This window comes from Phaeodactylibacter luteus (assembly GCF_007993045.1).
GTDB lineage: Bacteria > Bacteroidota > Bacteroidia > Chitinophagales > Saprospiraceae > Phaeodactylibacter > Phaeodactylibacter luteus.
In genome coordinates this window covers 1-15,194 of record NZ_VOOR01000045.1, presented here as the reverse complement: position 1 = coordinate 15,194, position 15,194 = coordinate 1, and the positions used below count along the sequence as shown (strand labels likewise).

12 protein-coding genes and 2 tRNA genes are annotated in these 15,194 nt (G+C 53.1%); 7 read left to right on the top strand and 7 right to left on the bottom strand.

Going from position 1 to position 15,194, the window contains the following annotated elements; all coding sequences use genetic code 11:
- Nucleotides 1-66: 66 nt before the first annotated feature.
- Entirely contained in the window at nucleotides 67-2,670 is a 2,604-nt protein-coding gene (locus tag FRY97_RS17320; protein ID WP_170254716.1) for an AsmA-like C-terminal region-containing protein, read from the bottom strand.
- 375 nt (nucleotides 2,671-3,045) lie between these two features.
- On the opposite strand from FRY97_RS17320, the gene FRY97_RS17315 reads away from it, so the two are divergent.
- Nucleotides 3,046-3,123: transfer RNA gene (locus FRY97_RS17315), tRNA-Val, on the top strand.
- Nucleotides 3,124-3,195: 72 nt separating this feature from the next.
- A tRNA-Val gene (locus FRY97_RS17310) sits at nucleotides 3,196-3,270 on the top strand.
- A 51-nt stretch (nucleotides 3,271-3,321) separates the two neighbouring features.
- Here the strand turns inward: FRY97_RS17310 and FRY97_RS17305 are convergent.
- Nucleotides 3,322-3,762, bottom strand: coding sequence for a DUF2141 domain-containing protein (locus tag FRY97_RS17305; protein WP_147168827.1), 441 nt, complete (start codon nucleotides 3,760-3,762; stop codon nucleotides 3,322-3,324).
- 105 nt (nucleotides 3,763-3,867) lie between these two features.
- Here FRY97_RS17305 and FRY97_RS17300 point away from each other — a divergent pair, with 105 nt between their 5' ends.
- Entirely contained in the window at nucleotides 3,868-4,170 is a 303-nt protein-coding gene (locus tag FRY97_RS17300; protein WP_147168826.1) for a TIGR03643 family protein, read from the top strand.
- 10 nt (nucleotides 4,171-4,180) lie between these two features.
- On the opposite strand, the gene FRY97_RS17295 is transcribed toward FRY97_RS17300, so the two are convergent.
- The gene (locus tag FRY97_RS17295) at nucleotides 4,181-5,416 is read right to left on the bottom strand and encodes a Pycsar system effector family protein (protein ID WP_147168825.1); all 1,236 of its coding nucleotides are present in this window, start codon (nucleotides 5,414-5,416) and stop codon (nucleotides 4,181-4,183) included.
- 214 nt (nucleotides 5,417-5,630) lie between these two features.
- On the opposite strand from FRY97_RS17295, the gene FRY97_RS17290 reads away from it, so the two are divergent.
- Together FRY97_RS17290 and FRY97_RS17285 are read left to right on the top strand one after the other, a co-directional pair.
- Nucleotides 5,631-6,410, top strand: coding sequence for a glucosaminidase domain-containing protein (locus FRY97_RS17290; protein WP_147168824.1), 780 nt, complete (start codon nucleotides 5,631-5,633; stop codon nucleotides 6,408-6,410).
- Between the two features lie 294 nt (nucleotides 6,411-6,704).
- Entirely contained in the window at nucleotides 6,705-7,088 is a 384-nt protein-coding gene (locus FRY97_RS17285; protein WP_147168823.1) for a DUF4783 domain-containing protein, read from the top strand.
- Nucleotides 7,089-7,108: 20 nt separating this feature from the next.
- Here the strand turns inward: FRY97_RS17285 and FRY97_RS17280 are convergent, their stop codons facing one another.
- Nucleotides 7,109-7,894, bottom strand: a complete 786-nt coding sequence (locus FRY97_RS17280) for a TIGR02757 family protein (protein WP_147168822.1) — start codon at nucleotides 7,892-7,894, stop codon at nucleotides 7,109-7,111.
- A 6-nt stretch (nucleotides 7,895-7,900) separates the two neighbouring features.
- Nucleotides 7,901-8,656, bottom strand: a complete 756-nt coding sequence (locus FRY97_RS17275; protein WP_147168821.1) for a glycosyltransferase family 2 protein — start codon at nucleotides 8,654-8,656, stop codon at nucleotides 7,901-7,903.
- A gap of 375 nt (nucleotides 8,657-9,031) precedes the next feature.
- Between FRY97_RS17275 and FRY97_RS17270 the strand changes: the two genes are divergently transcribed.
- Together FRY97_RS17270 and FRY97_RS17265 are read left to right on the top strand one after the other, a co-directional pair.
- Nucleotides 9,032-10,366 carry a DASH family cryptochrome gene (locus FRY97_RS17270; RefSeq protein ID WP_170254715.1) on the top strand — a complete coding sequence of 445 codons (1,335 nt, stop codon included), beginning with the start codon at nucleotides 9,032-9,034 and terminating at the stop codon, nucleotides 10,364-10,366.
- Between the two features lie 93 nt (nucleotides 10,367-10,459).
- A complete protein-coding gene (locus FRY97_RS17265; protein ID WP_147168819.1) occupies nucleotides 10,460-10,969 on the top strand; it encodes a Dps family protein in 510 nt (169 codons plus the stop codon).
- Nucleotides 10,970-11,243: 274 nt separating this feature from the next.
- Here the strand turns inward: FRY97_RS17265 and FRY97_RS17260 are convergent, their stop codons facing one another.
- Together FRY97_RS17260 and FRY97_RS17255 are read right to left on the bottom strand one after the other, a co-directional pair.
- A complete protein-coding gene (locus FRY97_RS17260; RefSeq protein WP_147168818.1) occupies nucleotides 11,244-12,188 on the bottom strand; it encodes an energy transducer TonB in 945 nt (314 codons plus the stop codon).
- Between the two features lie 151 nt (nucleotides 12,189-12,339).
- Nucleotides 12,340-15,194 (bottom strand): DEAD/DEAH box helicase family protein (locus FRY97_RS17255; RefSeq protein WP_147168817.1); only part of this gene is annotated, 2,855 nt, incomplete at its 5' end.

Genomic DNA, 15,194 nt, shown 5'->3' with positions numbered 1-15,194 from the left:
AAAAAAAAGAACACCCCGCAGGCTCAATGCTTACGGGGTGTTCTTTTGTGGGGCAAAAGCAGGGCGTCATCGCCCCCCCCCGATTTCAAAATCCAAATAGTCATCATCTTGGCTGCCCGGCCTGCCGTTATCGTTGACGTCCCGCCAAGCATCAGGCTCCTCAATGAGCTGCACTTGGCCAAATTCTCGTTCTAATGCCCGGCGGATATCTTTTTTGCGCACTTCGCCCAGCTCAAAGTCTGCCTGAACTCGCCGTTTGTCGGAGCTGATGTTGTAGTCTTCCAAATTGCCCAAAATGGAAAAGTATAAATTGAACCAGCCCCGTTGCTTTGCAGGCCTTGGTGCCAGGTTGGGGTCATGGCGGCGGAAGCGGTCAGCTAGGACCTGCCCGGCATTTACCTTGAGGAAATAGCTGATGTCCTGTTCAAAGGAGTGCTCTCCGCTGACCGTTAGGTTTAGCGCATTGCTGCGGATGAACATGGCAGGCAAGAAAAGCCTTTGGTCACGGATCTCCAGATAGTTCTGCATGTCTGTAAAACGGATGCGCCTGAGGTCCCGGATGTCGACGTAAGAAGAGAAATCTTCCAGCATATCAAGGTCTTTGAGCTCGCCATTAGTAATGCCTATGCCAGCAATGGCGCTCAGCCGGTCCATTAGGAAATGCCCGGTAGAGTCCCAAAAGGCATATACAGCGAGTTTAGCCTCCAGCTGCCCGCTCAGGTTGCGGTGGGTTAGCACATCCTGCCCGAAGTTGCCTGTTTGCTCGAAGAGCTGCTCTACGGAGATTTGCTGGAGTTCAATTCTGGCCTCGAGCCTAGGCTCGTTCTCGAAGAAAGTCTGGCCGTTGAGAAAAAGCTTCCCTGCAAAAGCATTTGCAGTACCTTCGACAGACATGACCCCGTTGGCAATGCCTAATTTGCCCATAAAATCTTCCCCTTCAATCTTTTGGTAATTGAAGGCTTCAATGCGGGCATCGAACGTCCCTTTGAGGAGGTTGGTGAGCGACTCCCGCCCCTGTAATTGTTCGCGGGCCAAGGAGTCTCTGAGGGGCTCGGGCTCTGCTTCTTCTTCAGGTGTGAGGGCAGAGAACGCCAACAGCCGGTCAATATCTAAAGACCTGGCCGTTAGTTTCGCTTCAAACTCCAGCTGTGCCCCTTTGGAGTTGAGGCTGTCAGCTAGGAGCACCGGCAGGGCATTGAAAACCGACCCTTCGAAGGCGATGTCGCTGCCAGCCCCTTCAAGGCGCAGCCCATTGATGAACAGCTTGTTGCCGGCAATAGCCAGCTCGCCCCGGTCGAGCAGGAGTGTTTCCTCCCCTACGGTGAGCGCTGCGTCGTCAAATTCTAAGGTGCCGGAGGCTTCCACCCGGCTCATACGGGAGGGGGCCATCATATCTGCAAGCTTGCCTTTTATAGAAATGTTTTTGACCTCCACTTCTCCGTCCCCCCCGGTTATTTTGGGGTTGCCCAATAAGCTGTAAGCGGTTTCCAGCGGCAGTACTCCGTTCAGGTTGAAGCCAATCTCCGGGGCATCGAAGTTGGACACGCTGGCCTCCATCTCAATCAGTTCCCGGTTGAAATAGCCCTTAAACCCTTCGAGGGTAAAAACAGAAGAGCTGTTGTCCCGGTATTTGCCATTTGTAAGCTTAGCCTGAAAGGAGACATCGCGCAGGGGGCGTGCAAGCTGTTCGTGGCTCAGCTGCCCTTCGTCAAGGCTGAACTCCACCCGGATTTCCGGTGACTGTGAGGCATTGGACTGCCCTTTGATGATGCTGTTGAAAGCGAAGCGGCCGGTGCTTTCGATGCCTGCCATCTTTCTGGCGTAAGGAGCAGGCAGCAACGCAAGCACGCCGGCGAGGCTGCCATCTTCAGAAGTTGCATAGAGATCGTAATAGGTGCCGGTTTCCCATTCTTCCACAGCGCCGTCGAGGCGGAAGGTGTTGCCTGCGATGTCTACTTCAACCTTCTTCATTTCATAGGTGCCTTCCTCGAGGTTGACCGCAATGATGGCTTCGTAGGCTATTTCGGTATCGGGCAGGTAGGCTACTTCATCCTGTTCCACAATTTGGCAGAAGAGCTTGGCTTTGCTGGCCAGCTCGAACTGCCTCGTGGAAAAGGCCCCAGATAGTACCCCTTCCTCAATTTTGGCTCGTACCGCTTGTAGGCGCTGCCGGTTGGTATACCTCAGCTCTATATTTTCGAAGCGGGCTTGCTCCAGGGCAATCAGCAGGCTGCTGCCTTCTCCTGCTCCTCCCTGAGGGCTTCCTTCCCCTTCTGCTTTGAGTATATCATAGTTAGATCTCCCCCGCTGATCGGTCAGTAAGTTGAGGCTCCCATCGCTGATGGTAATGGCTTCAACCCTTATGCTCGGGCCCAAAAGGCTCATCAGGTCAATCCGGAATGCAGCTTCTCTTGCACGGAGCAGCTCTGGCCCCTGATCGGGCTGTAAGGCCACCTCCTCGAAATTGGCTGATAGGTCTGGGAACGACCGGAAAATGCCCATTTCGAAGTTGCCTATGGTCAGTTCTGCATTGAGCTGGCTGTTTATGGAGCGGGTGAGCGCCTGTGCGATGCGCTCCTGGAAGAAAACAGCGATCAGGGCTACTGCCCCGATGCAAAGAGCCAGGGCCAGGGTGATGATCAATAGAATGCGTTTGAGAAACTTTTTCATGGTTGGGAGTTGGAACAGTTTAGTAGGGCATGCCCTGCAACGAGCCATTTGCCCTTTTGCTATAATGCTGCGCTATGCTCTGCTTTTCAGGAAGACAGGCTGGGGGCGGTCTGGCCCCACTTTTAGGCTGCTGCCCAAACAAAAGTACAGGATTCCTGGCATAGGGTAGCGTATAAAGCAGGCTCGAAAAATCTTCCTCAGGAAAACAGGAAAGTCGCTTATTTCCAGTGCTTTAAAAACGGAATGCTAATGGGTGCGCGGATTTGCCGCAATTTTTTTGTTTAAATACTTGCGTGGTATTTGAATATCGATGTATATTTGCACTCGCAATTGACGGATAACAAAAACAAATGTGTTTTCTGCCGTCAAAAACAGGGGCGATTAGCTCAGTTGGTTTAGAGCACCTGCCTTACAAGCAGGGGGTCGTTGGTTCGAATCCATCATCGCCCACCAAGAGCAGCAACCTAATCAAAGGATACGCTGCACTTGTCCTGCCCGCCCGGGCAGTCCTAATATATTGAGTACGGGCGATTAGCTCAGTTGGTTTAGAGCACCTGCCTTACAAGCAGGGGGTCGTTGGTTCGAATCCATCATCGCCCACTTCAGAAGCGCGCTGTCATACAGCGCGTTTTTTTTTCCCACCTGTATGCCCTAAAAGTCTTTCCAGTATTTGAGCCACACCTCGATTTCTTTTTCGGCTCCTGCCTCAACTTCCACTACGGTTTCCACGAAAGTGGGCGACTGCCACTTTACTTTAGGGTTATTAGAGAAACCATACGGCTCTGTAGGTATGCCGAGGTAGTTCTTGTCCATCTTCCCATTGCCGTTGATATCTTGGAAAAGCGCAACGCTGTAAGCCCCAGCGGGTATGCCCTCCACATTGAGCCCATTGTCGGCAAGGGGCAGACGGGCGCTCCGGCCGCTGATCTCCTGCCCATCCTCTAGGAAGCGCTCCTGACGGAATACGGCGATGTACAGAGTGCCGGCATTGGGCTCCGGGCATTGGGCTTTAATACGGATGCTGCCTGTAGAAGGGGCCATGGGCACTTGGCCGCCAAAGGAGCACAATAGCAGGATGAGTAGAGCGGGCATGAGTTATACCGTTTTAATGAGTGGGCAGGAATATGACAAAGCTCGTGCAACACCAAAGGCAAACGGGCTGTTTAAGGGTCAAATTTTAAATAAAATCCACTTTCTATGGGCAGCGTGAAAAAAATCTATCAAAAATATGAGCTGACCGACCGCGATGTGGACCGCATAGTGGAAATGGCCTGGGAAGACCGTACCCCTTTTGATGCCATAGAAGCGCAGTTTGGGGTCCGGGAACCGGAAGTCATACGCATTATGAAAGATCAGATGAAGCTGAGCAGTTGGAAAATGTGGCGCAAGCGCGTGCAAGGCCGTCCGACAAAGCACAGCAAGCTGCGCGACGATGAGGTGGGGCGCTTCAAATCAACCCGGCAGAAGCACATTACTTACAACAAGATATCCAAACGCTGAGCAGAAATGCTCATGTTGCTGCCGTTGCAAAGACATACGCAAACACAGCTACAGAGACAATAAGCCCGTACATGAAAATGCCATAGCAGATCCGAAGATAGCGGTACTTTTTGCCCAGCACAACGCCGAGGTAATACAGGTCGCGCGTCATGGCGCTATAAAGGAAGTCGCTATCCTTGATCATTTCCATCATGCCCCAGTGGAAATCATCGAGGTTCATATTGTAGAAATTCCCGAAAAATAGGAGGTTGGCCTGTTTGTTGTTGATGTCAGCACGGGTCACCTTGCCTTCTGTGACTTTAGGCCGGGTGGCCAATATGGCGAAAACTAAGGCCGACAAGCAGACAATCAGGAGCAGGATGGTAGGGAAAATCAGGCGTGGGTTGGTACTGAACTGAGGGACCAGGCTAGAGACTACAATAGAAATGATGATGGCATTGATAGAGAGCATGATATTCGCCTTATTGTCGGCGATAGAACTGAGGTTGACATGGGTGCGGTAAGTTGTCCGGTACATCGTTTCTACGCCCCTGCCCAAGTTCAGCTCTTTGAGCTGATCGCCAGCCTTGCCTGTCTTTTTTTTCTTCTTTTTATTTTTTGGCGGGGGTGCTGTTTCCGGCAAAGCTTCCATAGCGTTTGGGTTCAGGCGCAGCTTTTGCTTATGTAGCTGTTTGATGTGTTTGTGCTTCCCTTTGTTGAACCGCTCCCGTGCGGCTTCGGTATGGTATCTATGGTTCATCAGGAAGCCAATTTCAAATTCTACCCATTCGGGGTCAGACATAACGACTTCCCTGGCGATATTCATCTCTTGGCGCAGCCTGCCACACCGGTCCCAGTAATGTTCGTTGCCGAGGTGGCTGAGGTCGGCATCGCAGAGTATAGCCTGCAGCTCCGTTCGTGGCGACTGTGGCAGCCTGGTCGCCAAGATGCAGCCTTTTACCGTTTCAATTATTTCCAGAGGCGCGCCCTGCTCTTGGAGGAAGGCTTCTGCCAGGGCTGCACTGCGCTCTTCGTGCCCTTCTGGCTGTTGGTAGTACCCTAAGTCATGGAACCAAGCTGCCAATTGCAGCGCGAGCAGCCCTTCTTCGCCCACGCCTGCCTCAGCGCCCAGCTCCAAGGCTGCTTCTGCTACTTGCCGGGTATGATGAAAATCGTGGAAAACGAGATTTTCCGGGAAGTGGTCGGCATAAAACTGGGCGACATATTCCTGGGCTTGAGGAAGTAGGTTTTCGTAACTTTTTGTCATAGTGAAAGGCAAAAGCTTAGGTTAGGGCTTGAGGGCGCATTATGCTCAAGCCCGGTTGGGTAGCCGAAGGTAAGGATTTTTGGCGGCCCCCGCCTGTTTCACGGGGCGCGTGTAGCGGAAAACCTGGAAATTAGGCCCAAGGGCCAGCTGCTGCACAAGCAGGTACTGCCAAAAGCAGGCCGGGATTCGTATATTGGCACATAAACCCATTGGCATGAAATGTTCTTGTTTTACGCTCCTGCTTGCCGTGCTTTGCCTGGCATTGCCCCTTCGTGCGCAGTTGCCCGATGGGCAAGTACATGACACCGTGCAAGATGTCTTAGCGCGCCTTTCCGCTACTGCCCCCCAACTGGTCGGCTGGCTGCCGGAAACTTCCCGCTTTTATCTGGTCACTCCAAGGAGCTCAGTGCTGACCGATTACTGGCTGAAAGCCTTACAGGATGCCTTCTTCCGAGAGCACAACGAGCTGTGCCGCCGTTACAGCTACCGCTATCTTTGCGACTGGCGCGCTTTAATGGCTAAAGCGGCCCGCGAGTCGTTCTGGGGCACGTCCTACCTTTGCAACCGGACTTTCAACTACTTTGGCATCCGGCACGCTGGCAAGCCTTGGCTGTGCGAAAGCCTGGGGTATTGCAGAGGGTTTTGGCGCAACGACCCCGAGCCGGCCTACTTCGCGGTATTCCCCGGGTTTAGAGAGTCCCTATGGGCCTTTGTACATACCATTTATAGCAGCCATTTCCTAGCCCGCCTGCCCGACGGCGGGCTGAGGGTTCTGGGGGCCATTCAGCACGAGCGGGAGCACGGGCTCCCTTATTGGTCTTATACCGCTGATGGGCTGCCCTATGCCGGGCAGCTGGATGGAGTGTACTACTCGTTGCAGTCGCTCATCGATTCTTGGAGCGGGCATGAGATCAACAACTTATGCTTGGATTGCGACCGGGAGACCGACTGGCATTGGGTGCGGCAGGTAGAAAAAGTGGCTTTGCGGCTGTAAGCTTTAGATTTTTAGGCTGTTGTGCAATTTTGAATTGCAGCCTGCCGTTGAAAGACAGCTCGTTGAAGTATTGGTACTTATCTGCTCCAAAGGGTGTTAAAGAAGGGGCATAAGTTGGCGGGCTGTGCTTAAATTCGTTTTTTGCTTAAGCCTGATAGCCCATGAATAAGCAAGCCCTTGGGCTAGGCAGGCCATCACACAAGCGTACCGCCCTATTGTCAAAGCTTTTGTGGCCGAAGCTGGAAGTACACGTCCCAAAAGCATAATCCATGAACTAGACCAAAACCAAGCCTTATGAAAAGCTTATTATTAGTTGCTTTCCTGTTGCCGGTTGCCCCTCAATTGGGCGATGCCGACCTAGGCGCTATCACTCGTGCGATCAGCAAAGGGGATGCCGCAGCCTTAGGGGCATTTTTTGATGACTCGGTAGAGGTCTCTATCCTCAGCAAAGACGAGATATACCCTAAAGCGAAAGCGGAGGCTGTAGTAGCGGGCTTTTTCCAGAAATACCCTCCCGCTTCCTTTAGCACTGTGCACAAAGGGACTGCGCCGAATAAGAATTCAGAGTACTGCATTGGCAATCTGCTCGCCGGTGGCAAAACCTTCCGCGTTTACATCTACATGAAAGCGGTCGGTGACAAACAGCTCATACAAGAATTGCGCTTCGACGAGGAATAACCAAAAAAGGGGGGGCTAGGCTAAGCCAGCCCTTCTTTGCTTTCTAATACCCCCAGCCCAAATAGTGCAAAATCATATTTGACCGGGTCCTCCCGGTCAAACTGTTTTAGGGCTGCGGTAAGCTCCAGCACAGCCAGCCAGTCGGTCTGTTTGCGGGACAGCAGCCCCATCCGGCGGGCTACCCGTTCTACGTGCACATCAAGAGGGACCAACAGCTGTTCTGGGCGTATGCGTTCCCAAAGCCCAAAATCTACTCCCTGGTCATCCTTTCTCACCATCCAACGCAAAAACATGTTCAGCCGTTTGCAGGTCGATTTCCGGTCTGGCGTAGCAACGTGCTTCCGCGTGCGCTGAGGGGCATACGGCAGGCCAAAAAACGTTTGGTGGAAGCCAGAAAGCGCTGGCCCGACGTGCTCATCTCCCGGCTGTAGATGGCGGGCAAATGCATCTTCCAAGGACGAGTAGCTACGGTAATACTGCTGAAAAAACTCCAGAAAGTACAGCGCGTCGGTGGGCTGGAAAGTGCGGTGCTTAAACTGAAGGAAAGGCAGCCGGTCTTTTTCCTCGTGCTGGGTGATGAATTCGTAAGGTGCCCCGTCCATGAGCTCTAGCAGTTCCTGAGCTTTCCGGATGATGGTCTTGCGCTGCCCCCAAGCCAGCATAGCAGCCCAAAACCCCATAATCTCTATATCCTGCAAAGTAGAAAGCTGATGCGGGATGGAAATAGGGTCTTCTGCGATAAACTCCGGCCGGTTGTACAGCAGCACGAGGCGGTCCAGCTCATCCTTCAGGTCACGTTTGTGCATTCCCGGTCAGGCTTTTTGGGGCTTTTGGTACATGCGGAACTTCGCCAGCCCCATGCGCTGCAGGAGGTGGCTTAAGGAAACCCTGAGCACGCCCAAGCCATATTTAGAGCTCCGCGCAAAATTGATGGAAGAGGCTTCCTCAAAATATTTGGTCGGGCAGGTCACCTCGGCAATGTGAAAGCCTGCATAGATGATCTGCGAAAGCATTTCATTATCAAAGACAAAATCGTCGGAATTGGCATTGAAGTTGATGCCCTCCAAGACTTCGCGGCTGAACGCCCGGTAGCCGGTGTGGTACTCCGAAAGCTTATAGTTGATCAGTAGGTTTTGCGTAAGCGTAAGCGCGCGGTTGGCTATGTACTTGTACAGAGGCATGCCACCAGCCAAGGCACCTTTGCCCAAGATCCGGGAACCAAGCACTACAGGGTACAGCTCATCCCCAATGATATTGACCATAGCAGGGATAAGCTTTGGCGTATACTGATAGTCAGGGTGGAGCATAATGACAATATCCCCGCCCAACTCGAGGGCTTTATTGTAAAGCGATTTTTGGTTGCCACCGTAGCCTTTGTTCTGCTCATGCGTGATGACATGCTGAATGCCAATCTGCCGGGCGAGGTCAGAGGTGTTGTCCTTGCTGGCGTCGTCGCAAAGGATAACTTCATCAACGAGGTTGAAAGGAATCTCCCGGTAGGTCTTTTCCAGGGTGAGCGCTGCGTTGTAGGCGGGCAGCACGACCACTACCTTTTTCCCATTATACATAGTCTGGATTTTGTGCCGCAAAGATAGGAATTAATGGCAAACAGCTCGGTCATGGGCTCTGCTGGGGCAGGGCGCAAAACAGGGGCTTCGGGGCTCAGCTTTGTGTAGCGTGCAAAACAGATGGCCGCTTTTTTCCTGCCCCGCCACATGGATGGGGCCTGCCCCTGCCCCAATGGGCAGGTGCCGCTATGCTACGGGGCTCGCTATCCGCTCGGCCCTACCGGGCTGGCCACCCCTTCGCAGCGCTAGGCCAATGCCGATGTGGGGCTCAGAAACCTGTGGCACTTGGGTTTACCCCCCTCGTATTTGCCCGGCAGCGCGCTGACAACCAATTAGGCTATGTGTTGTTACACCCACCAAAAAAATAGCACTGCCATGTCCAAAGCCATCATGTGGTTCCGCAACGACCTGCGGCTTACCGACAACCCCGCCTTGAATGCAGCCGTACAGCAGCATGACGAGATCCTCCCTGTATACATCCTCGATGAGCGGCTGCTGCGCCCCGGGCCATGGGGTTTTCCCCGTATGGGCGCTTACCGTTTGAAGTTTTTGCTGGAAAGCCTTGCCGACCTACAGGAGGACCTACAGGAAAAGGGCAGTCAGCTGTTGTTCAAGGTAGGCGTGCCTGAAACCATGCTACCGCAAATCGCCCAATCGTACGGCTGCTCCGCAGTGTATGCCTCCAAAGAATACACACACGAGGAGCTGCAGGCAGAAGAAGCGCTGCAAGCTAAGTTGGAATGCTATTTTTCCCATAGCCTGCTCCTGACAGCCCCCGACGATCTGCCTTTCAGCATAGATCAGGTGCCAGAGGTGTTCACTCAGTTCCGCAAACGGGTAGAGAAATATGCCCGTATCCCTGATGCGCTCGAGCCGCCCAACGCTATCCCTACGGTTGGGTTTGCTTCTGAGCCCCTGCCAGAAATGGCAAGCTTGGGGTACGATTGCCCAGAGGCAGACCAACGTGCAGTGCTCCCGTTTAAAGGAGGGGCTCTTGCTGCCTATGACCGGTTGGACCACTACCTCTGGGATACAGACCATATTGCAACCTATAAAGAGACCCGCAATGGGCTGATAGGGGCAGATTATTCTTCCAAGTTTTCCCTTTGGCTAGCGCACGGGTGTATTTCTGCCCGAGCCATCTGGCATGAGGTAGAGGCTTACGAGGCGGAGCGCAAGAGCAACAGCTCTACTTACTGGATGAAGTTCGAACTGCTGTGGCGGGAGTATTTCAAGTACATCGCTATGAAACATGGCCGGAAAATCTTTTTCCCAGGCGGCATACAGGATAAGGCCGTCCGCTGGCGGGATAACGATAAGCTGTTCCACAAATGGGCGACAGGCACAACAGGTGACGATTTTGTAGATGCCAATATGAGGGAGCTCCTCTATACTGGCTTTATGAGCAACCGTGGGCGGCAAAATGTAGCCTCTTACCTTGTGCATCAGCTAAAGCAGGATTGGCGCAAAGGGGCGGCCTGGTTCGAGGCTTTGCTGATAGATTACGATGTAGCGAGCAACTACGGCAATTGGATGTATGCCGGCGGAGTGGGCAATGACCCCAGAGACAGGGTGTTCAATACTCAAAAACAGGCCCGGGATTATGACAAAGATGGGGCCTACCGCAAGCGCTGGCTGCAGCAGGACAAACGTAGCCCCAATGCCTGGTTTGAACGCCTGACCGCGCCTATTCAGTCTGTTTCCAAATAAGGCTAACCATCTGTTTTTTATAAACTTAGCTAGGTCAGTGCACGTTGTATAGTGCGTTTCGGAAATATTTAGAAATCCAAAAATCCTAAGCAGATGAGCCTCGAAAATAAGCAATTGACCCACGAAAAAGTGGATGTAAATATTGGCATTGAAACCGGGCAGCGCGGGCAAGTCGCCCAAGCGCTCAAACAGCTGTTGGCGGATGAGCACATCCTTTACATCAAGCTGCGCAATTACCATTGGAATGTCACTGGCATACATTTTCAACAGCTGCACGCCTTTTTTGAGGAGCAGTATACCGCCTTGGCCGAACATATCGACGACATCGCAGAGCGTATCCGCAGCATCGGCTATTTTGCGCCGGGCTCTATGGAGGCCTTCCGTCAGCATGCCCGCTTAGAGGAGACAGGGCACTTCAATGGCAATGCAGAGCAGATGCTGAAAAACCTGTTGGCTGATCATGAAGCTATCATTCAGTTTCTGCGCAATGACCAAGAAATGGTCATGGAAGAGTGCAATGACGCAGGTACACAGGACTTCCTGATCGCTCTGATGGAGGTGCACGAAAAAATGGCTTGGATGGTGCGCGCTCATTTGGCATAGCCTAGTGCCTCAAGCCATAAACCCTTGACACGCCAAGTTTCGTTCTTTTCCGCCTACTCTTCGTTAAAGAACCGCTCCTTTAGCTCGGGCTAAAGTCGCGAACCTTCGCCTTGATTAGCCGGAAAACAACTTCAACTTAAGTATCAGAGATTTATGGCTTAAGGCACTAGCCCCTGCGTTTCCGGTTGAGCATAAAAACCGGCTGCACAAGTTAACTGTGCAGCCGGTTTCCCTTTTTAGGCAGATGCCTCTTAATTAGGCTTGATGCGCCAGGTCAGTTGAGCTGCAGCTTAAATTTTACCGGCAGGTTGAACATTACCTTCACTGCCCGGCCACGCTGCCGCCCGGGGGTCCAATTTTCAGGCAGATCGTTCATCATCTCTACCACCCTGAGGGCTTCAGCGCCGCAGCCTCCGCCGATATCCCGCACCACTTCCGGCACACTGATCGCTCCTTTTTCGTCTACTACGAAGCTGACGACCACCGTGCCTTCGATGTTATTGTCTCGGGCCACAGAGGGGTAGCGGATATTCTCGTAAATAAACTCTAGCATGCGGCGGTTAGCACACATCCGTTTTTCATCTGCACTGGCCACCAAGTCTTCACAGCCGGGGAACCGGGGCATTTCCTCCACGACTTTGAAAATTTCAGCTACCTCTTGTTTTGGCGGCGGTGGTGGTGGCGGAGGAGGCGGCGGCGGTACGTCCTCCTTACTGTTGGGGTCGTATTCTGGCGCCTCTACATAAGTATCTTCGTCGATAGACTGGTCAGCAAATTCGAAGTCATCTTCTACGTCTACATCCACTTCCGCTACAGCTTCGATTTGCGGCGGCGGTGGTGGTGGCGGTGGTGGCGGCGGCTCTGCAGTACGGGGCTTTTCGATTTCAATGTCATAGTCCATGGCCAAGGCATCTTCAGGGATAAAGGTTTCCTTTTCGTAAACAGTCCAGCTGAATGCGCCTATGATCAGGACGAGGACACCAATAAGGCTAATGCGCAGGAATATTGGGGCGAACCGGAAGACGTCGACATCCGGGTATTTGTTGCGTGCTGTCAATGGGGAATCCCATTTTTTGCCACGGTACATTTCCGTCAGCCGCGTTCCAGCAGTTGTATTGAAGTAGTAGCGCCCAATGAGGATCAGGCCAATGAGCAACAGTACACCAATGCCCAACCCAATCAATAATGCTTGTCCGGTAAATGCGATGTTAGGGTTCATTATGGAGGAGTTTAGCCCCCGGAAAAAAGGGCGTTAAGAAATTTGGCTTACAGCTACAAGTTGCTGATAATGAAAGGGGATTGGGTTGAGGATTGGCAGTGCCCAGGCGTGACTTTTATCAATGAGGCTTTAGGCTGGCACAGATAGGGCGTTATCGCCAAGCCATCTGGCGATGTGCTGTGGGGTCAGAAAGTGTTTGGCTACGTGCGGCGAGCAATGCACGCCGCCCTTCATAGGTGCGGGTGTACACTAAGGACAGGTGCCCATTTGGGAAGTGTTTCCTAGCTTGTCGTAAGAATAGTTCGGCACCGGGCCGCCTTTGCCCGAAGTGGTCGGGCACAGCGTAATATTGTGCACTTTCAGCTACACCCTCGACCAGGATTTTCTGTTTGAGCAGATAACGAGGGTTGTCCACCGGGCTCAGGAAAATGCTTAGGCATTGCAGGAATAATTGCTCTTCCTGTAGCCATGCCCCCTCAAGGTAGCAGGCGGGCTCTTCCGGGTCATGTAGGTGGAAGCGAAGTGTTGGCCTTGAGGTGAAGGCACCCTGTTGTAGCAATGCCCCCCATACGGTCTGGGCGCAAGCCTGGAATGCCTTCTGGGGGTCAGCAGACCAGTCGAGGCGGGATAAAGCTCCGAGAAGGCCTCCCGGCGGCCTGAGCCCGAAAGCCATGATTGCAATAGCCCCGCTCAGCAGCAACAGCCCAAAGCCAACTACAGCTCCGCCTATTAGGCCTGCCAGTATGGCCGAGCTCGCCCACGCAAATAGGAGTTTGCGAAAAGCAGGAGCCCATTGACTTGTGGGGACAAATTCGCTGGCTGCGCGTACAATGGCTTTCCAGCTCGGCCAATAAAGCCAGATAGATGCCAGAGCTGCGGCTGAGCAGCATAGGCTTAAAGCCGGCAGCAGGCCAACTGTTTTCTCGGGCAAGAAAGCTAGCGCTACCAGTCCAAAGGCAGAAAAGAGGACTGCTTTATGAGTTTGTTGGGCGGCTTTCTTTAAGGCAGCTTTGGCCGCAGTGTCCGCCTGCCTTCGGTAGAGTGTTTTTTGTTTGAGGTGCCGCCTGCTGCGCGCAATAGGCATACGGATGGCTTCAGCCATGTGGTGGCCCTTCGCAATACCGCTGCTCCAGTCGTTTGTCAGCCTAGCCCGGTCTCTGGCATGTTCTTGCATATCACGATTGGCTAGCTGCACGGTTTCAAAGGAATTGGGTATGGCAGGCAACCTGAAACGGCCCACGCCATTTTCAATATTTGGCATAGGGTCAAAAGTTGGCCCTGAGAATGCTTTGAGCCGTTGGGTGAGCTTCAGCCAGTCCATTCCTCCAGCCTTGTGGAAAGGGTCGATACACGCCAAATGCCAGATGTTGGCAGCTTTTTCTGGCCTGGCAGGGTAGGTGCGTATCACTCGCCCCCTTGCCTGGTTGGAGCTGACAAATGATTTGACCACCGTAGCAAGTACTAGCGTATTGGCAGCCGGTGCGTCCCAGCCCTCTCCCAGTAAGGCGTTAGTGCCGATAAGTACGTTGATATGCCCTTCCTCAAAAAGCTGAGTCGTTCCTTTCAACAGGGCAGCCTGCTGCTTGCCACTGATATGAAAAACCAAATAGCCAGGGGTGTGATAGGTCGTGGATACTTGAGAAAGTCCTGCCTCCGGGAGCAGTTCCCGTAGCCGGTTTTTGGCCCGTTCTGGTATGATGGCCATGCTGCCGGTCAATACACCAAGACTGGCCCTGACCGGATAGTGCCGCCTTAGGTACTCAAAAATAGGCGCGACGCCTATTTGTTGTAGCGGCCGTTCATCGAGTTCAGTACGGGGGAGGGCCTCTGCCCGGATATAATCGGTGAGGATGAGCATGCGCAGGGCGCTGCCCAGGCTTGCAAACTCAAGCTGCAGGATTTGACCGATGCTGTCCAGTTTGCCGGGGCTTTGTTGTATAGCCCGTTCTAGCTGCGGCGGCTCTTCAAGGTATACTTTCTTGCGGTCTATAGCCCCTGCTTCCTGCAGGCGGCTTACTACAGATTTAAACCAGCCCCTTTCGTGGAACTCCTGAAAGTAGGGGTCCCGGTAAATAGCTTGGTTAAGGAAAGTTTCGAGCCAAGGCCTTGTGAGCTCAGGTATGGCCTCATGATTGTCTCCTAGAATGCCAACGGTTTCAGCTGGAGCTGCTCCGCCAATGCCTTCCAAGGTGATAAGCAGGGCAGAGAAGTAGCCCGGAGCATCATATATTTCCTCCAAGTAAGACTCCGGGGCGATAAGCCAAGGATGAGCTTTTAGGAAATGCCGAAAGGTGTAATTGGACTTCAGGTGGGCAATCAGTTCGTCTACAGCACTGTGGAACTGCCGGAGCGGAGCCTGTACAGTTGCTTCTGGAAGTGAAAACCAGATGTAATCTTGATGAGGGCAGAGGTTGCCTTCCTGGATGAGCTCGGGCGTGGTGATCTCCTCATCGGCTGGCCCGCAGAGTTCTTGGTACCGTTGCCATTCGTAACTGCTGACATCGTAAGGGGGAGTAGCGGTGAGTGCAATCAAGTGGGGGGCCAGGGCAAGGTTGAGTTCAATCAGGCTTTTCCACCAAGCCTTCTGTAGGTGATGGCACTCATCCACAATGAGCGTTTTTACGCCAGCCTGCTTTAAAAGGGAGCTCACGGGAGCCCCTTTCCTGTAGGCGGCGTAAACAGCCTGATAAGTAGTGAAGGTGACTTCCGCAGGAGCGGACAGGTCAAAGGAAATAGGGCTTGGTGCTCCATTGGGCAGAAAGTCCTCCTGCAGCCGGCTGGCCCATTGGTCACGGATAGCCAAAGTGGGGGAGAGGATAAGTGTGGGCTGCCCGATTTGCCGCATGGCCTCGAGCCCTAGCACAGTTTTTCCACTGCCCGGTGGGGCGATCACGTGCAGCCGCTTATCTGTAAGGTGACGGCCCAAGTCCTGCAAAATGCGGTGCTGATAAGGGCGCCATGGATACGCAAATTTCATCTGGTCGAGTAGCATAAGGGGCGTCAGGT

What these genes read in the sequence shown, in the direction of transcription:
- FRY97_RS17320 (WP_170254716.1), bottom strand. Translation starts at nt 2,670, where the DNA reads ATGAAAAAGTTTCTCAAACGCATTCTATTGATCATCACCCTGGCCCTG.
- FRY97_RS17305 (WP_147168827.1), bottom strand. Translation starts at nt 3,762, where the DNA reads ATGCCCGCTCTACTCATCCTGCTATTGTGCTCCTTTGGCGGCCAAGTG.
- FRY97_RS17300 (WP_147168826.1), top strand. Translation starts at nt 3,868, where the DNA reads ATGGGCAGCGTGAAAAAAATCTATCAAAAATATGAGCTGACCGACCGC.
- FRY97_RS17295 (WP_147168825.1), bottom strand. Translation starts at nt 5,416, where the DNA reads ATGACAAAAAGTTACGAAAACCTACTTCCTCAAGCCCAGGAATATGTC.
- FRY97_RS17290 (WP_147168824.1), top strand. Translation starts at nt 5,631, where the DNA reads ATGAAATGTTCTTGTTTTACGCTCCTGCTTGCCGTGCTTTGCCTGGCA.
- FRY97_RS17285 (WP_147168823.1), top strand. Translation starts at nt 6,705, where the DNA reads ATGAAAAGCTTATTATTAGTTGCTTTCCTGTTGCCGGTTGCCCCTCAA.
- FRY97_RS17280 (WP_147168822.1), bottom strand. Translation starts at nt 7,894, where the DNA reads ATGCACAAACGTGACCTGAAGGATGAGCTGGACCGCCTCGTGCTGCTG.
- FRY97_RS17275 (WP_147168821.1), bottom strand. Translation starts at nt 8,656, where the DNA reads ATGTATAATGGGAAAAAGGTAGTGGTCGTGCTGCCCGCCTACAACGCA.
- FRY97_RS17270 (WP_170254715.1), top strand. Translation starts at nt 9,032, where the DNA reads ATGTCCAAAGCCATCATGTGGTTCCGCAACGACCTGCGGCTTACCGAC.
- FRY97_RS17265 (WP_147168819.1), top strand. Translation starts at nt 10,460, where the DNA reads ATGAGCCTCGAAAATAAGCAATTGACCCACGAAAAAGTGGATGTAAAT.
- FRY97_RS17260 (WP_147168818.1), bottom strand. Translation starts at nt 12,188, where the DNA reads ATGAACCCTAACATCGCATTTACCGGACAAGCATTATTGATTGGGTTG.